This is a genomic window from Tardiphaga sp. 839_C3_N1_4, from assembly GCF_051811045.1.
Lineage (GTDB): Bacteria > Pseudomonadota > Alphaproteobacteria > Rhizobiales > Xanthobacteraceae > Tardiphaga.
This window is the reverse complement of sequence record NZ_JBPWQD010000001.1, coordinates 1-15,744: the sequence shown is the minus strand read 5'-3', so window position 1 is coordinate 15,744 and position 15,744 is coordinate 1. Positions and strand designations below refer to the sequence as shown.

The window sequence follows — 15,744 nt, the reverse complement described above, 5'->3', positions numbered from 1 at the left end:
CGCCGCCAAGCGGGGGCAAGGTGGCTCCTCAGCCGTTATCGACGAGATCTTCTTCCAGGATCGCCATCTGGAACTGGAACGAGCGATCATCGTCTTCGTCATCGACAAACAGCACGCCGATGAATTCTTCGCCGATATAGACTTCGGCGGAGTCGTCCTTCTTCGGGCGCGGCACCACGCGGAGCTTCTGGTTGCCGAACACGCGCTTGAGATAGGCGTCGAGCTTTCTGACTTCCTGAACGTCCACAGGTGTCTCCAATGCAGTTGATGTCTGTTGAGCTGATGGAGAGAAGCTTTAATGCGAGATGACGGCCACGGCTAGGCCGTTTCTCGAAAAATCACGCCATCCCACAAGTGAACGAAAACGCGTGCAATATCAGCGCTTGCAAATCGCAAGCCCAGAAGTCTCAGCCCCTGAAAATCAGAGCCCGATCGCGTTCAGCATCTGGTTCATGGTGCGCGACGGCTCCGAACAGCCGGCTTCGCCGACGATCTTCGCCGGCACGCCCGCCACGGTGACATTGTGCGGCACAGGCTTGACGACGACGGAGCCCGCGGCAATCCGCGCGCAATGGCCGACTTCGATATTGCCGAGAATCTTGGCGCCGGCGCCGATCAGCACACCGTGACGAATCTTCGGATGGCGGTCCTCGTTTTCCTTGCCGGTGCCGCCGAGCGTGACGCCGTGCAGGATCGAAACATCGTCCTCGATGACCGCAGTTTCACCAACAACGAAGCCCGTCGCGTGATCGAGAAAGATACCGCGGCCGATCTTGGCGGCGGGATTGATGTCGGTCTGGAAGGCCGCCGACGAGCGGCTCTGCAGATACCACGCAAAGTCCTTGCGGCCCTTTTTGTGGAGCCAATGCGCAAGACGATGCGCCTGGATGGCATGGAAGCCCTTGAAGTACAGCAGCGGATCGATGAAGCGCGTGGTGGCGGGATCGCGGTCGAACACGGCGACGAGGTCGGCGCGGAACGCATTGCCAAGATCCGGCTCGTCGCGCAGCGCTTCGTCGAAGGTCTGGCGGATCAGGTCGCCGGACAGCGCCGCATGATCGAGACGCTCCGCAACGCGATGCACCACCGAATCTTCCAGACGGTTGTGATGCAGCACGGTCGAATAGATGAAGGATGCGAGTTCAGGCTCGCGATGGACGATGTCTTCCGCCTCGGAACGGATGCGATCCCAGATCGGATCCAGCGTTGCGAGTTTTGAATTCTGCGGATTGATGCTCTGCACGGCCATGGCGGACTCGCAATTTCCTGAATAGTGCATCGGTTATAGCACAAGACGCGTCGCTGTCGTGACACGGCTCCTGCCATCGTGAACGGTGGCTTACCCGGCAATCCCCCGCTAACACGTTGAAAGCGCAGACATTCCCGGGACGACCCCACCCCGCCCACAAACCGGGCGTGCATCAGAAGTGGGCGCTCGTGTGATCAAAACAAGGTGCGCCCCTCGCCAATTGTCATCACGGGCGGCGGGACAGGAAATCCAGCACGCCTTCCTTGTAAACGCGATCGCCGACCGCCCGCATGTGATCGCGGTTCGGGATATCCAGCACTTCGGAGCCGGCGATGACCTTCTGCAACTCCTGCGCGGAGCCGCTGATCTCGTCGGTCGTTCCCACCGCGATCAGCAGCGGCACCTTGATGGCGGCGGCTTCCTCATTCGTCATCAGCCGGCGCGAGCCGCGCAGACAGGCTGCGAGCGCGCGGCGATCCGAACGGGTCTGATCGGCGAAAGCGCGGAACGTGCGGCCGACGGGGTCGGTGACGTCGTCGAGCGAGTCCGCCTCGAGCGCAAGCGCAACGTTCTCGCCGGGACCGCCGCCCTTGATGAGGCCGATGCCGAGACCGCCGAAGATCGCGCTGCGGATCAATTCGGGATGGCTGTAGGCGATATAGGCAGTGATGCGCGCGCCCATCGAATAACCCATCATATCGGTGCGCACGATACCAAGATGCGCGAGCAGCGCGCGCACGTCGGCGGCCATCGCACCGATGCTGTATTGTTCGGAATCGTAGAGCTTGCTGGAATCGCCATGGCCGCGATTGTCGAGCGCGATGACGCGGCGATTGTGCTTCTTCAACTCCGACACCCAGGTCGGATAGACCCAGTTGACGTTCTTGCTCGACGCAAAGCCGTGCACGAGAACGATCGGATCGCCCTCGCCTTCATCGAGATAAGCAATTTCGACAGCGCCGTTGTGAAAGCTCGGCATCCAGAATTCCGTTACGATTGAGAGATGGGTGATTGAGAGAATGAATGGTGATGGGGAAGCGCGCAGTTTACCCGTGGACGAGCACCGGCGCCAGTGAGTGAGCCGGCGCCGGATGGCGGAGAGCCATGTCCCTGAGTAATGCGTCCTTGCGTGAGATCTCCTGCAGCAGAGCGTCCTGTCGTACCGCCAGGTCGCGGCGCGCGCGCTTCGCTTTGGAGCGCTGCAGCCACGACCAGGTTATGCGCTCGGTGGTTGCCTTGATCGACACGACAAATCCGAGCAGCGTGAACAATGCCCAGAACAGCCACATGAAAAGATTGAAGGCGCCAGCCGCCAGCAGCAGCGCGCCGCGACCGAACATCTTCATGATGGCGCGGGTCTGGCCGCCTTTCACTTCGGCGAGCCGCGCCGCGCGCGCGACGTCCTTCGGGCTCTGCGCGATACGCAGCGTATCGAGCGCGCCGCGCGTGCCCGCCTTCTCGCCAACGCGGCCGACATCGCCGGCAAGACGAACGATGCCGCCGGCTTTCTCGGTGCGGAACGCGGCCTTCACCGCCGTGATGGTTTGGCCCGGCCGCAGGATCGACGCATCGGCCACAGCAGCGCGCAGCATCGGACCGTCCACCACGCCCCGCGCCGAGCGCGCCGCCCAGGTGGTGAGCCCCTCGCCGATCCGACCGACCTTGCGCGCATCCTTTACCAGCGTGAGACCCGCGCGCACCGGCGCGACGCCGCCAACGCTGACATAGGTCGCGGCGGTCACAGCGAGGCCTGCAGCAGCAAGGCCGAGAATGAGATGATCGGTGTCCTCGCCCATCGCCATGTGCTTGCCCTCGCGCACCACGTCGCGGATATCGCCGAACACGAAGAGATCGCCGGCAACGGTGCCGGACAGGCTGCCGACATCGTCGGCAGTGCCAGTGACGAAACCGGTCGCAAAGCGGCTGGCGAAATGGGAGGCGGAATTCTCGTCCGCAACCGCCTCGGTCACGCGCCTGGCGAGGTCGTCCGGCAGTTGAACATTTCTGGCAGCCGCAACGTCGGCAAAGCTCTTGGCGAGATCGGCATCCTTGGCCGCGAGCGCGTCCTCGATATTGCGGGCGAGCACCGCGGGATCCTTCCGCAATGCAGAGCTGAGTTGCGCATCGGCCAGAGCAACGGGGTCATCCTGGGCGGTCAGCACCGCGCCGGCATCGCGCGCCTGCGGCAGCAACAGCAGGCCGGCGGTCGCACAGACCGCTACCCCCGTCAAAGCTGTGTCGAGCCGGAACCACATGGCGGAAAACCCTATCCTTGCACCTCTTTAGAAATGGTACGTCACATCGTGGACACAACTGCCCCGACGAAAGAAGGGCTATTCGGAGACACCCGAATTGTGTCGAATTTGTACGGATGAATGACCCCTCCGCGGTCTAGGAATCATGGTTCCGGACCAGTATGGTGCGCCGCACTGAATGGCGCGCCGGCTCATACGCCCGCGGCTGTTGCGAGCAAAGGTAGAGAAGATGTCCGACCACGTGGTTCCGCACTTTCACAATGACGCCGGCGTTCCGATCATCGAGATCGGCTCGCAGGAATTCATGTGCGTGGGTGCCAATCCGCCGTTCGATCATCCGCATGTCTTCCTCGACCTTGGCAACGACAACGAGATCATCTGCCCGTATTGCTCGACTCTGTACCGCTTTGCCGCCGATCTCGCTGCCGGCCAGTCGCGTCCGCCGGAATGCGTGGTGAAAGACAAGGTTGCCTGATTTCCGGCCGTGACGGCCCCGCGCACCATCGTCATCGCTGGTGCGGGCATCGGTGGACTGACGGCTGCGCTGGCGCTGGCCGCCCAGGGTTTTCGCGTCCTTATCTGTGAGAAGACCGGACGGCTCGAAGAAGCCGGCGCCGGACTGCAGCTCTCGCCCAATGCGACCCGCATACTGATCGGCCTCGGCCTGCAACCGCGCCTTGCGCCCTATGTCACGACGCCGGCCAGTGTGAGCATCATGACCGCGCGCAGCGGCGGCGAGGTGATCCGTCTGCCGCTCGGCAGCGCCCGCGATCATGCACCCTACTGGCTGGTGCATCGTGCCGATCTGCAATCGGCATTGCTCGGCGCAGTCACCGCGCATCCCGACATTGAACTGCGCCTTGGCTGTCCGGTGGACACATTCCGCGCGCAGCCCGGCGGCATTGCCGTAAATGACGAGTCTGCGCTGGCCTTGATCGGCGCCGATGGCGCATGGTCGACCGTTCGGCGACAGGTATTTCCCGAAACGCGACCGCAATTCTCCGGCCTGATCGCCTGGCGCGGGACGCTGGAAACGAGCCGGCTGGACAGCGACCTGTTTCCCCATGGCGTCCAGCTCTGGATGGGGCCGAAGTCCCATCTCGTCGTCTATCCGGTGTCATCGGGCGAGCGGATCAACATGGTCGCGATCATGCCCGGCGCCGTGATGCAGCCTGGCAGCAGCGATACCGGCGACACCGGCGAGATCAGGCGACATTTTGCAGCGTCGCACTGGCCCGCCAATGCGCGCGCCATGATCGAGAGCGTCGAGAACTGGCGGCGCTGGCCGCTGTTCACGATACAGGACGGCGGCATGTGGCACGAGGGCCCCGTGGCGCTGCTCGGCGATGCCGCCCATGCGATGCTGCCATTCGCCGCGCAGGGCGCAGGCATGGCCATCGAGGATGCGGCGGTGCTGGCGCAATGCCTCGGCACGGTGGGCGACGATGCGGCAGGGATTGCGCCCGCGCTGGCGCGCTACGCGGCGCTGCGCCAGCCACGCGTGGCCCATGTCCAGCGCACCGCGCGGCAATCCGGCCAGATCTATCATCTGCGCGGGCCCATGGCGCTGGCGCGCGACCTCGCCATGCGCGCGCTGGGTGCAGGACGTCTGCAGGCGCGGCAGGATTGGATCTATAACTGGAGGCTTTGAGCCGGACGGCTCAGGAGCGCGCGCCGGCCCGCGGGCGCGGCGCAGCCGGCGGCGGCGCGACCGGCGCGCTCGCGACGCATTTGCTCTTCTGCCAATTCTCTTCCGCCAGCTTGGCCTGCGCCCGCGTGGAGATGTAGTCGTTGCGATAGGCAAGTTCGCTGACCACAGCCCCGCCGGTGCCGGTCTGGGCCTTGTCGATCAGCCCCTGCAACTCGGCCGTCCGCGTCGCCAGCGTTTTGCGCTCGGCCTCGAGCTGCTTGCAGTCGTAGAGGTCGTATCTTGCGGGATCGACGAAGGCGCCCGACACCATGCCGTCCCCCATGCTCGCGCAGCCGCCGAGATATCCGGCCAGGACGAGCAACGACGCCATCGCGGCAGCGCGCGTCGGCAGGCGGGAACGGGATGGAGATGCGATCATCGGGACTTTCTAGCCGGGCAGTATTGACGTTGCGTAAAGCAGCCGCCGGTGGCCGGATTGAGGCTGAAGCTGCGCGCGCCCGCCGACTATTTGCCTGATCCCCCACACGATTTGGCGGCTGGCGATTTTAAAGGTAAGGAAGCGCAGCCTGCCCCCTTGATGGAATTGGTAGACATACAAGACTTAAAATCTTGAGTCCTCTGGGCGTGCCGGTTCGAGTCCGGCAGGGGGCACCAGCAAATCCCAAGCCGTGTCGACAAAGCGCAGTGCACGCACTTGCAGCGCCCCTGATTCGGGCCTGCTGCCCATCCTCGCTTTGCGGTAGTACGTCGATTGACGGTCCTGCCGACTCCGCCATTGCGTTGGGGTCCCGCTTGCGCGCCTTGGGCTCAGACATTTTTTTTTGCTCGACAAGGACCAGGCCGCCGTTCGAACCGCCCTCCGCTGTTGATCTACATCAACGGCGCTCTCCCTGCACCTTTGACGATCCGATCCGCCGTCCAGCGGCTGACAAATGCTGATGAGTCGAACAGCAAGATCGGGAGTATCGCCATGAGGCACGTGACATTGACAGGTTTTGCGGTCAGCGCCGCACTGGGGTTAGCAGGAATTGCTCTTAGCCCCGCGCCGGCCGAGGCAGTCGTCTACTGCCAATATGTTGGCTATCCCGCCCATTGCGTTGCAAGAGCCGGGGTGGTGCTTCGGCCACGTCCCGTGGCACGCGCTGCGGTTCGGGCCGGTACGGCGAGCGCAACCAATTTGAATGGTGGTGTCAATCGCGTCGGAGTGCGGCGGTAGGGGACTTGTTTGCAGTTCACGGACTCTGGCGCCAGTTGGCACCCGGGTTCGTGATCCGCGATGTCCTTCTCAACGCCAATTCTTCTGCATCGCATTCATCCGTGTCAGATTTGTGCGACTTGCAGTATTTGCCGATGATGTACGACACCGGGATTTTCGGGAGAGCCATGGCCAAGAAAATCAAACTGCCAGCAATTGCGCTGCTCGCGATGATCGCGCCAGGACAGGCAAATGCCGCAATACTCACCGACGCCGAGGCGACGTTCCTTGACCAACTCGTCACTGCAGCCGCGGTGCTCGAACAACGATGCAGCGGCTACGAGGCCGACGGTGCCCACGGCGTTCAACTCGGCGCCAGACTTCTTGGAAGCCCTGATGCCGCGATGGCAATGATCGACGCCTATGCCGCGGCCATAAAGGCTCACGATGGCGAGGACTACGATAGAAGTAAATTTCGTCTCGAAGTGTTTGAGGCCGCCAGCAAAACGTCCAAGCGGCTCCGGGCGGACCTCATCAAAAACCCGAAAGGGGCCTGTGCCGACTATGGTGATATTAGCGCGGCGCGCGGCCTGCTGAGACGTTACTAGAGCCTTGTGAGTCTCAAGCCAGCCATTCAGAGCAAAACGCGCCGGGCGCGCCTACGTCCCCGCCACGACAATCCGCGCCCCCTCCTCTTCCATCAGCCTGCGCTGCTCCGCCGAGGCACCAGCGCCGGTCACCAGTGTCCAGCGCGGCGGCAGCGGCGCCCAGGCATCCTGTTCGGCGCGGCCGAGCTTGCCGGCGTCGGCGAGCACGATGACCTCCTTGGCCTGCTGCATCATCAAGGATTTCAAGGCGACCTGATCGAGGTCGGCCTCGCAGAGGCCACGGCCACTCACCACACCGTCAGCGCTCATGATGGCACGGTCAGCCGTGAGCCGGCGCAGGCCCTCGCTGGCCAGCGGTCCCATGGTGCTCATGCTGGTCGAGCGCAGCGCGCCGCCCAGCACCACGAGCTCGATGCTTGGTGCCTTGGCGAGAAACGGCAGCAGCGCGATATTGTTGGTGATAATGCGCAGGCGGCGCTGCAACAGCAGCTTGCCAAAAGCAGCGACCGTCGATCCGGCGTCGAGGATCAGCGTGTCGCCATCCTCGATCAGGTCGATCGCCGCACGCGCGATGGCCTGCTTTTCCTTGCCCTGGACCGCGAAGCGCTGATCGAGCGTGGTCTCCGCGACATGGCCGGTGAGAATCGCGCCGCCGTAAGTGCGGCGCACCGCGTTGTTCTTCGAGAGATGCTGCAGGTCGCGCCGCACGGTCGAGCCGGACACACCAAAGCGCCGCGCGAGATCGTCGACGTCGATCTCTCCTGCGTTCAGGGCATCCAACAAGCGGGCGTGCCGCTCCTTGCTGCGCATCGACATGGATGTCCCTGCCCTCTCATCACGCTCGTCGTTCCGGGGCGTCACCGCGCCTTCGCGGCGACGAACCCGGAACCTCGATATGTGACAGACACTTCGAGATTCCGGGTTCGCGCGCAAGAGCGCGCGCCCCGGAATGGCGAAGGATGCGTCAGGCCGCCTTGGCGCCCGGCGCGAGATCGACCGCCTGCCGCAGCGCTTCGAGAAGGCTGCGCTCGTCGGCAATGCCCTTGCCGGCGATGTCGAAGGCGGTGCCATGATCGACCGAGGTGCGGATGACCGGAAGGCCAACCGTGATGTTCACGCCGGATTCCAGACCCAGCACCTTGATCGGGCCATGGCCCTGATCGTGATACATCGCGACCACCATGTCGTAGTCACCGCGACCGGCCAGGAAGAACAGCGTATCGGCCGGCAGCGGACCGCGCACATCCCAGCCCTTCTTCTGACAGGCTTCCACGGCCGGCGTGATCTTCTCGGCTTCCTCGCCATAGCCGAACAAGCCGTTCTCGCCGGCATGGGGATTGATCGCGCACACGCCGATCTTCGGGTTCTTGATGCCGGCCTTGACCAGCACTTCATGGCCACGCGTGATGACACGCTCGACCAGGCCCGGCTCGATCTTCTTGATGGCGTCGATCAGGCCGATATGCGTGGTCACATGAATGACGCGCAGCTTCGGCGACACCAGCATCATCGACACTTCCGGCGTACCGGTCAGATGCGCGAGCAGTTCAGTATGGCCGGGATATTTGTGACCGGCTGCATGCAGCGCTTCCTTGGACAACGGCGCGGTGCAGATGCCCTGCGCGATGCCGGCCTGCACGATCTCGACAGCCTTCTCGATAAAACGATAAGCCGCCTCGCCCGCGATCGGGGAGTTCTGGCCGAACGGCAGATCCTCGGGCACGATCTTCAGGTCCACGCACTGCACGTTCCCGGACGTGAAATTTGCCGCCTTGGCATCGCTGAGCGAGTCGACGCCGACTTTCGCGCCGACGATCTCGCCGGCCTTGCGCAGGCGATTGGCATCGCCAATCACCAGCGGATTGCACATCGCGAGCATTTCCGGATGGGCGAAGGCTTTCATGATCACTTCGGGGCCGATGCCTGCGGGATCGCCCATGGTGATCGCAATGGTCGGACGGGTCATGTAAAGCTTCCTTGAGTTCGGACGATGTGAAGACGTTCGCGAATTTTGATCAGGCTGTTCTCGTCGCCGAAGGCGCCGGCCTTGGTGGCGATCGGCACGGATAATGCGCCGAGCGTGAGGCCGAGCGAAACGCCGGGCTCGATCTCGTCGGCAAGACGGATGCCATTGACGCCGAAGCGCGACAGCAGTGCAGCGGCGGTCTCGCCGCCGGTTGCGGCAAAGGCGCCGATGCTGGATGCCACGGGCATGAGCGCATCGGCGAGATTCTGCGCTAGCTGCGGGCCGAGCGACATTTTCGGATTGTCATCCATCACGATCTCGACCAGGACATCGCCGCCTGCGGTCAGTCCTTCGGTCACGCGGGTAGCCAGTGCGGCCTGCCCGGCCTTGTCGCCGAGCAGAACTTCCGGCGTAACTGGCAGATGAATGACGGTGCCGCTCGCGACCAGCTTGCGCGCTGCGGAGCGCGACGCGCCGGCGAGCGAGCCGACCACGATCAGCGTGCCGTAGATGCTGGGTGGAATTTCCAGCTTCTCGGCAGCACTGGTGTCATCGAGCGCAGCCAGCGCATGTGCAAGGCCCGCGCTGCCGATGAACACTGTCGCCGGTGAAATCTTCAGGCTGGCTTCGGCGATCAGATGCAGATCGTGCTCGGTCTCCGCATCGCAGATCGCAACGACGCTGTCCTCGGACGCGATACGCGCCAGGTGAGCCTTGAGATGGCCGCCGCGGATCGTCGCAAGCAGCACCTTCTCGCTGCGAATACCAGCCGATGCCAATACATCAGCGATGTCGGCATTATCGTAGGTGTGATCGCGCTTCCAGACCTCGGCTTCCTCAAGCGGACGACCATTGACGACGACGCGGCCATTGATCGTGGTGCGGTTCGTCGCGGGAAAGGCCGGCGCGAAGATGCCGAAGGCCGAACCCGACTGCGACTTGAGATGCGCCAGCGCAGCCGCCGTCTCGGACGCCGGCTGGCCGCGCAGCGTGGAGTCGATCTTCTTGAACAGGAGCCGATCCGGCTCCATCAGTTGTTGCAACACGTCGGCGTGCCGACGCGCAGCGGCCTCGGCCGTAAGGCCGCGGCTCGCTGCATCGTAGGAGAGAACCGGATGCTGGCGATCCCCGGCACTTGCGATCTCGCCCCAGGTCACGGCAGCCGCAAGGCCCCGGCGACCAAAGGCGATGGCGCAGTCCGCTGCTCCGGTGAGATCATCGGCGAGGATCAGCCAGCGTCCCGCCATCTTAGTGCCCAGCCACGGGTGCGGCTGATGCGACGCTTGGCGCAGCAGGCGTCGTCGCCTCCGCTTCCGGCTCGACATCACTGCCGACGATACCGGCAACCCACGAGGTCAGGATCGGCGTCAGGATCGCCGTCACGACCACGCAGGCCGCGATGAGGATGGTCGCCGGGCCGGCAGCCGCCGCATAGGCCGGATTGGCCGCAGCGACGATCGCAGGCACAGCCGCCGCATTACCGGCGGTGGACGCCGCAGCGACGCCCGCGACGCCGTTGCCGCCGGTGAGACGGTCAACGAGGAACAGCGGGATGCCGGTCACGATGACGACTGCAACGCCCATGCCGACGCCGAGCAGACCCGCCTGCCAGACCTGCGTCAGGTTCAGGCCGGTGCCGAGCGCAAAGGCGAAGAACGGGATCATCACAGGCACGGCCTTGCTGAGGAAGTCGCGCAGTTCGCGATCGAGATTACCAAGGATCATGCCGGCCACCAGCGGCAGGATCGCGCCAACGAGCGCGGGCCACTGGAAAGACGACAGACCGGCAACGCCGAGCGTCACCATGGTGAGGAACGGACCGCTTTCCAGCGTCATGATGCTGTAGGCACCGACGTCGCGCGGACGGCCATACTGGCCCATCAGCGCCATGTAGAGACCGCCATTGGTGTCGTTCATGGCGGCTACGATCGCCAGCGTCGACACGCCTGCGAAGATGCCGGCGGTGACCGGCGCTTCACCGAGGAAGCGGCCGAAAATCAGGCCGAGGATGATTGCGGTGCCGACCTTCACGATCATCAGGGCGCCGCCCTTCTTCACGATGTAAGGCGTCGCCTTGAAGTCAATGCTCGCGCCCATGCACACATAGAACACGGCGAGAATGCTGAGAGCGCCGCCGGAGAACAGCGCGCCGGTGAACGAGCCGAAGAATTTCGGGGTGTTGGGGGCAAAGGTCGCGAACAGCGCGCCGATCAGCAGCGGCACCGTCATCATGCCGCCCGGCACCTTCTCAATCGCCCGCTTAATTGGAATCTGCATGGTCCATTTCCTTCCCGCGTCCTGCGCGTCACTGATTATTCTGCGCAATTTCCCTTCAGGAGCCCCTGCGCACATCGCCAATATGCGCAAATTGCGCAGCCATCAAACACTTTTTGCGCAAATTGCGCAATTTCTAAAAATTAGTTAAGCCATCAAGGTATGTTTGTAAGCCATCCAAAGCGGGCGTTTCGCTGACCGGAACGTCGCGCGTTGCGATGCGCTGCATGAAACGCAAACAGGCGGCAACGGATGAACCGTTGCCGCCTGTTTCGCCGTCAGATCGGATGTCAGAGATCGAGAACCAGACGATCCCCAGCGGAACCTGCCACACAGACCAAGAGGCTGCGTTCGCGTTCCGCCGGCGACAGCACGCGGTCGCGATGCACCGGCTGACCTTCCAGCCAGTCCACCTTGCAGGAGCCGCAGATACCGCCGCAGCAGGATGCCGGCACGTCGATGCCGATATCTGTCAGCGCCGACAGCATGGTCTGTCCGGCAGTCACGGTGATTTCCCGCTTCGATTTCGCCAGCGCCAGCACATAGGGCTTCGCGTCGGGATCGATCGGCAGCGGCGGCGGCACGAAGCGCTCGATATGCACGCGATCGGCGGGCCAGTCGCGCGACGCTTGTTCGAAGTCGTCGATCATGCCGTCGGGACCGCAGCAGGCGAGCGCGACGTCCGACAGTGGCCGGCCGACCAGTGCCGCGATATCCGGGCGTTGCCCGCTCGATGTGTCGTGGATCACCACATGACCGGACTTGCGCAGCGGCGCGAGCAGATCGGCCAGCGGCGGCTCGCCGCGTGCGATCATGTGCAGCGTGAATTTTGAACGGCCCATGCGCTTGAGCCAGGTCGCCGCCGACAGGAACGGTGTGACGCCGATGCCGCCGCCGATGAAGGTGAAGCGCGTCACATCCGCAGACAGATCGAGCCCGCCGCGCGGCAGCGTCACGCCGATGGTGTCGCCGACCTTGACCGCGTCATGCAGCACGATCGAACCACCCCGCCCTTCGGCCTCGCGTTTCACGGCAACAACATAGCGCTTGCTGTCGGCGGGATCGTTGCAGAGCGAATAGGTCCGCACCAATCCGCGGGGCAGATGCAGATCGATATGCGCGCCCGGCCGGAACGGCGGCAGTTCCCAGTGATCGGGATCGACCAACGAGAAGAGCTTGATGCCCCGGCCGCCATCCTCGATCTTGTCGACGATGGTCCTGACCCTGGTGATCGGCACCGCGCTCATTGCACGTTCCGCACGGCATCGCCGACGCGCACGGTGCCGCCCTGCAGGATCCTGCAGTTGAGGCCGGAGCGGTTGATCAGCGGATCGAAGATCGCCTTGCCGGTGATCTCCTCGATATGCCGGCACGGGATCGACAGCCGCGTCGATTCTAGCAGCGTCTCGCCGAGCCAGAACTGGCGACCGACCAGATGCGTCAGCGGCACGCCGGACACGGTGACATTGCGGCGATGTTCTTCGGGGGCGAGATCGATATTGTGATCACGCTTCAGCGCTAACAGCGTCTCATATTCGAACAGCGTGACCTGGCGCCCTTCTTCAGGCTTGTGCGAATAGAAGCCCTCCTCGCGGCCGATCATGTAGCGATCGCCCTCGATACCCTTGCCGGCGACCAGCGTGAGTTCGGACATTTCGCGCATCGGCAGAAACGCGCGCGGGGTGATGTGGAGATGGCGCACCACGCCGGTCCAGGACGGAACCACGGCGCCGGATGCGGGTTTGGCAGTCAATGTGTCGAGCATTTTTGTCATCCTTGCGTGCCTGAACAGCTTCGCCGTCATGCCCGGCGCATGCCGGGCATCCACGTCTTTCTCTTTTGCAGCCAAGACGTGGATGCCCGGGACATCTAGCGAAGCCGCGCTTCGCGCTTTGCCCGGCCATGACGGTGTGTGTGTTACGTCAATTCCTTGTTCGCCATTTCCGGCGCAAAGGACGTCGCGATGGCGGTGATGCAGGCGCAGAAGATCAGGAATACCGATACCGGCCAGGTCGCACCGGCCCAGGTCATCAGCGATGCCGCGATCAGCGGGCTGAGACCGCCCGAGATGGCTGCACCGACCTGGAAGCCGAGCGACGCACCGCTATAGCGCAGCTTCGCGGTGAACAGCTCCGAATACCAGGGCGCGCCGATGCCGAACATCACCATCTGGCCGAAGGAGATCGCGACGACGATGGTGAGGATCACGATGGTTGGATCGCGGGTGTCGAGCAGCCAGAACATCGGGAATGCGAAGGCTGCGCAAAAGAGACAGCTCGCATAGAACATCGCCTTGCGACCGACCTTGTCCGACAGCCAGCCGAAGAACGGGATCGAGAACAGCGCAACGAAGGATGCGATGAAGGCGCCGTTCAGCACCAGCCCGCGCGACAGGCCGAGCTTCGACGTCGCATAGGACATGATGAACACGCCGGCGATCGAGGCATAGGCGATTTCCGAGATCTTCAGGCCAACGGCCGTGAAGAACGGACGGCGGTGATACTTGAAGATTTCAACGATCGGCATCTTGGCGACTTCGTTCTTCGCCTTCAACGCGCGGAACGCCGGAGTCTCTTCCATGCTCATGCGGATCCAGAGGCCGACGCCGACCAGCAGGATCGAGAGCAGGAACGGAATGCGCCAGCCATAGCTCATGAAGTCTTCTTCGGGCAGTTGCGAGACCAGCGCGAACATGCCGATGGCCGCGAGATTGCCGACGGGATTGCCGACCTGCACCATGCTGCCGAGGAAGCCGCGTTTATGCGTGGGACAATTCTCGACCACCATCAGAACCGCACCGCCCCATTCGCCGCCAAGGCCGATGCCCTGCAGGAAGCGGAGTGCGATGAGCAGGATCGGCGCAGCGATGCCGATCTGTGCGTAGGTCGGCAGCAGACCGATGGCGAAGGTGCCGAGACCCATCACCATGATGGTAATAGCGAGCATCGCCTTGCGGCCGACACGGTCGCCATAGTGACCGAAGATCGCCGCACCCAGCGGACGCGCGAGGAAGCCGACAGCATAGGTGCCGAAGGCTGCAATGGTCGCGAGCGCCGGATCTCCCGCTGCGAAAAACACCTTGTTGAAGACCAGCGCGGTCGCTGCGCCGTAGATCAGGAAGTCATACCACTCGACGGCAGTGCCGATCACGCTCGACCAGACGATCTTGCGCAGCACTGCGTCGTCGGGATGGTCGGCAGTTGTAACTGCATTGAATTCTTCTGCGACGGTCATCGTTCACTCCTTCAAAAGACATGTTCAGTTTCAGGCGCATGGGCTCGTTCCGTGCCACGACATCTCGCGGCGCGGTCCGGGTCTTCTCGTGAACTTTCGCTGTTGCTTCAGTCGCCCCAGCGCAGGCGGTGGTGATGCTTAAGGAATGGCAGCGATGGCTGCGATCTCAACGCGGATCGACGGATTGGCGAGCCGTGCTTCGACACAGGCGCGCGCGGGCGATGCGCCTGGCGGCACCCACTCATCCCAGACCGTATTGAAAGCCGCGAAATCCGCGATGTTCGGCAGCCACACCGTGGCGCTCAGGATCGATGACTTGTCGGTGCCGGCTTCGCTCAGCAGCGCATCGATCTTGGCGAGCACCTCAGTGGCCTGCGCTTCGACGCCGACAGACAGATCGTCCGGCACTTGTCCTGCGAGATAAACGAGACCACCATGCACCGTGGCCATGCTGAGCCGCTTACCGGGCTTCAAACGCTTGATCATCTATCTGCCTTCGTGTCGTTTTCTGAGGACATATTCCCGTCATCAAAATCCAACAGGTTTACTGACAGAAATCAACGTCACGAAAATCGGCATCTGATGCCTAAATCGGCAAAAGGCGTCCGATGCACATAACACAGGCGGAAAATCGGCATTTCCCAGCACTTTTGCCTAAATTATCCTTGCCCGTGCTGGAAATATCTGCAGCAATGTTTTCCTGTAGAAACACTCCGGTATCGCTCTGGAGCGCTTTCAAAGAGATCAGCGAGACGGCCCTTCCACCATCGCCGCGCGCCCTCTAAAAGAACAAGCACCTCATCAGGAGATCGACGTTGCTCGACGTCAGCAAGAATGCGGTTGGCTTCAACCTGCGCCAGCTACGCACCACCAAGGGACTGACGCTGGATCAGCTCGCCACCCAGAGCGAACTGACACGCGGCTATATCTCCCTCGTCGAGCGCGGCCTGAAAACGCCGTCGGTCAATGCGCTGCTGCGCCTCGCCGCTGCGCTCGATGTCAACGTCACCTATCTGTTCGACCCCAACCCAACGCCGGCCCCGCGCTACACGCTATTCCGGCAGGACGAACAGCAAACGCCCATGCAGGACGACGGCGTCGATCTGCTGGCGCTGGCTGCGGGACGCACACGCAAGATGATGGAGCCGTTCCTGATCCGGCCGCCGCTGAAATTCGCGCCGCGCGCATCGCATGCGGGCGAAGAATTCCTGTTCGTCATATCAGGCAAGATGGCGATCAAGATCGAGGACGAAGAGATCGTCCTAAAGAAAGGCGACTGCCTGTACTTTTCCGGCGAGACACCGCACTGGGT

At 63.1% G+C, this 15,744-nt stretch carries 18 protein-coding genes and 1 tRNA gene; 6 read left to right on the top strand and 13 right to left on the bottom strand.

Annotated elements, in window-relative coordinates; translation table 11 throughout:
- Positions 1-28: 28 nt before the first annotated feature.
- From AB8A38_RS00095 to AB8A38_RS00080, 4 genes are all read right to left on the bottom strand, one after another.
- Positions 29-247, bottom strand: coding sequence for a DUF3126 family protein (locus AB8A38_RS00095; RefSeq protein ID WP_068736180.1), 219 nt, complete (start codon positions 245-247; stop codon positions 29-31).
- A 174-nt stretch (positions 248-421) separates the two neighbouring features.
- Positions 422-1,249 (bottom strand): serine O-acetyltransferase, encoded by an 828-nt coding sequence (gene cysE, locus AB8A38_RS00090; protein ID WP_068736178.1) that lies wholly within the window; start codon positions 1,247-1,249, stop codon positions 422-424.
- A gap of 226 nt (positions 1,250-1,475) precedes the next feature.
- Entirely contained in the window at positions 1,476-2,228 is a 753-nt protein-coding gene (locus tag AB8A38_RS00085; RefSeq protein WP_089264925.1) for an alpha/beta fold hydrolase, read from the bottom strand.
- A 67-nt stretch (positions 2,229-2,295) separates the two neighbouring features.
- A complete protein-coding gene (locus tag AB8A38_RS00080; RefSeq protein WP_439084519.1) occupies positions 2,296-3,504 on the bottom strand; it encodes a hypothetical protein in 1,209 nt (402 codons plus the stop codon).
- 229 nt (positions 3,505-3,733) lie between these two features.
- Between AB8A38_RS00080 and AB8A38_RS00075 the strand changes: the two genes are divergently transcribed.
- Entirely contained in the window at positions 3,734-3,979 is a 246-nt protein-coding gene (locus AB8A38_RS00075; protein ID WP_092146933.1) for a zinc-finger domain-containing protein, read from the top strand.
- Between the two features lie 9 nt (positions 3,980-3,988).
- On the top strand, positions 3,989-5,155 hold the full coding sequence (locus AB8A38_RS00070; protein ID WP_439084518.1) for an FAD-dependent monooxygenase: 1,167 nt from the start codon (positions 3,989-3,991) through the stop codon (positions 5,153-5,155).
- 10 nt (positions 5,156-5,165) lie between these two features.
- Here the strand turns inward: AB8A38_RS00070 and AB8A38_RS00065 are convergent, their stop codons facing one another.
- Positions 5,166-5,573, bottom strand: a complete 408-nt coding sequence (locus tag AB8A38_RS00065; protein ID WP_439084517.1) for a twin-arginine translocation pathway signal — start codon at positions 5,571-5,573, stop codon at positions 5,166-5,168.
- Between the two features lie 150 nt (positions 5,574-5,723).
- On the opposite strand from AB8A38_RS00065, the gene AB8A38_RS00060 reads away from it, so the two are divergent.
- The 3 genes from AB8A38_RS00060 to AB8A38_RS00050 all read left to right on the top strand — a co-directional run bounded on the left by AB8A38_RS00060 (position 5,724) and on the right by AB8A38_RS00050 (position 6,958).
- Positions 5,724-5,809, top strand: a tRNA-Leu gene (locus AB8A38_RS00060).
- Positions 5,810-6,125: 316 nt separating this feature from the next.
- Positions 6,126-6,371 (top strand): hypothetical protein, encoded by a 246-nt coding sequence (locus tag AB8A38_RS00055; protein ID WP_439088436.1) that lies wholly within the window; start codon positions 6,126-6,128, stop codon positions 6,369-6,371.
- Between the two features lie 167 nt (positions 6,372-6,538).
- Positions 6,539-6,958, top strand: coding sequence for a hypothetical protein (locus AB8A38_RS00050; protein WP_439084516.1), 420 nt, complete (start codon positions 6,539-6,541; stop codon positions 6,956-6,958).
- A 51-nt stretch (positions 6,959-7,009) separates the two neighbouring features.
- On the opposite strand, the gene AB8A38_RS00045 is transcribed toward AB8A38_RS00050, so the two are convergent.
- The 8 genes from AB8A38_RS00045 to AB8A38_RS00010 form a co-directional block, all read right to left on the bottom strand.
- A complete protein-coding gene (locus tag AB8A38_RS00045) occupies positions 7,010-7,774 on the bottom strand; it encodes a DeoR/GlpR family DNA-binding transcription regulator (RefSeq protein WP_439084515.1) in 765 nt (254 codons plus the stop codon).
- A 148-nt stretch (positions 7,775-7,922) separates the two neighbouring features.
- Positions 7,923-8,924 (bottom strand): 4-hydroxythreonine-4-phosphate dehydrogenase PdxA, encoded by a 1,002-nt coding sequence (pdxA, locus tag AB8A38_RS00040; RefSeq protein WP_439084514.1) that lies wholly within the window; start codon positions 8,922-8,924, stop codon positions 7,923-7,925.
- Positions 8,921-10,171, bottom strand: coding sequence for a four-carbon acid sugar kinase family protein (locus tag AB8A38_RS00035; protein WP_439084513.1), 1,251 nt, complete (start codon positions 10,169-10,171; stop codon positions 8,921-8,923). Before AB8A38_RS00035 ends, pdxA begins: the two co-directional genes overlap by 4 nt.
- 1 nt (position 10,172) lies before the next feature.
- Positions 10,173-11,201 carry a 2-keto-3-deoxygluconate permease gene (locus AB8A38_RS00030; protein ID WP_439084512.1) on the bottom strand — a complete coding sequence of 343 codons (1,029 nt, stop codon included), beginning with the start codon at positions 11,199-11,201 and terminating at the stop codon, positions 10,173-10,175.
- Positions 11,202-11,488: 287 nt separating this feature from the next.
- Positions 11,489-12,445: a PDR/VanB family oxidoreductase gene (locus AB8A38_RS00025; protein WP_439084511.1), complete on the bottom strand. Its 957-nt coding sequence runs from the start codon at positions 12,443-12,445 to the stop codon at positions 11,489-11,491.
- Positions 12,442-12,963 (bottom strand): MOSC domain-containing protein, encoded by a 522-nt coding sequence (locus AB8A38_RS00020; protein ID WP_439084510.1) that lies wholly within the window; start codon positions 12,961-12,963, stop codon positions 12,442-12,444. The genes AB8A38_RS00025 and AB8A38_RS00020 overlap by 4 nt, the downstream gene beginning before the upstream one ends.
- Positions 12,964-13,115: 152 nt before the next feature.
- Entirely contained in the window at positions 13,116-14,432 is a 1,317-nt protein-coding gene (locus tag AB8A38_RS00015) for an MFS transporter (protein WP_320444825.1), read from the bottom strand.
- A gap of 138 nt (positions 14,433-14,570) precedes the next feature.
- Complete coding sequence (locus tag AB8A38_RS00010) at positions 14,571-14,918, bottom strand: RidA family protein (RefSeq protein ID WP_439084509.1); 348 nt, start codon at positions 14,916-14,918, stop codon at positions 14,571-14,573.
- 329 nt (positions 14,919-15,247) lie between these two features.
- Between AB8A38_RS00010 and AB8A38_RS00005 the strand changes: the two genes are divergently transcribed.
- A partial coding sequence (locus tag AB8A38_RS00005) for a helix-turn-helix domain-containing protein (RefSeq protein WP_439084508.1) occupies positions 15,248-15,744 on the top strand: 497 nt, incomplete at its 3' end.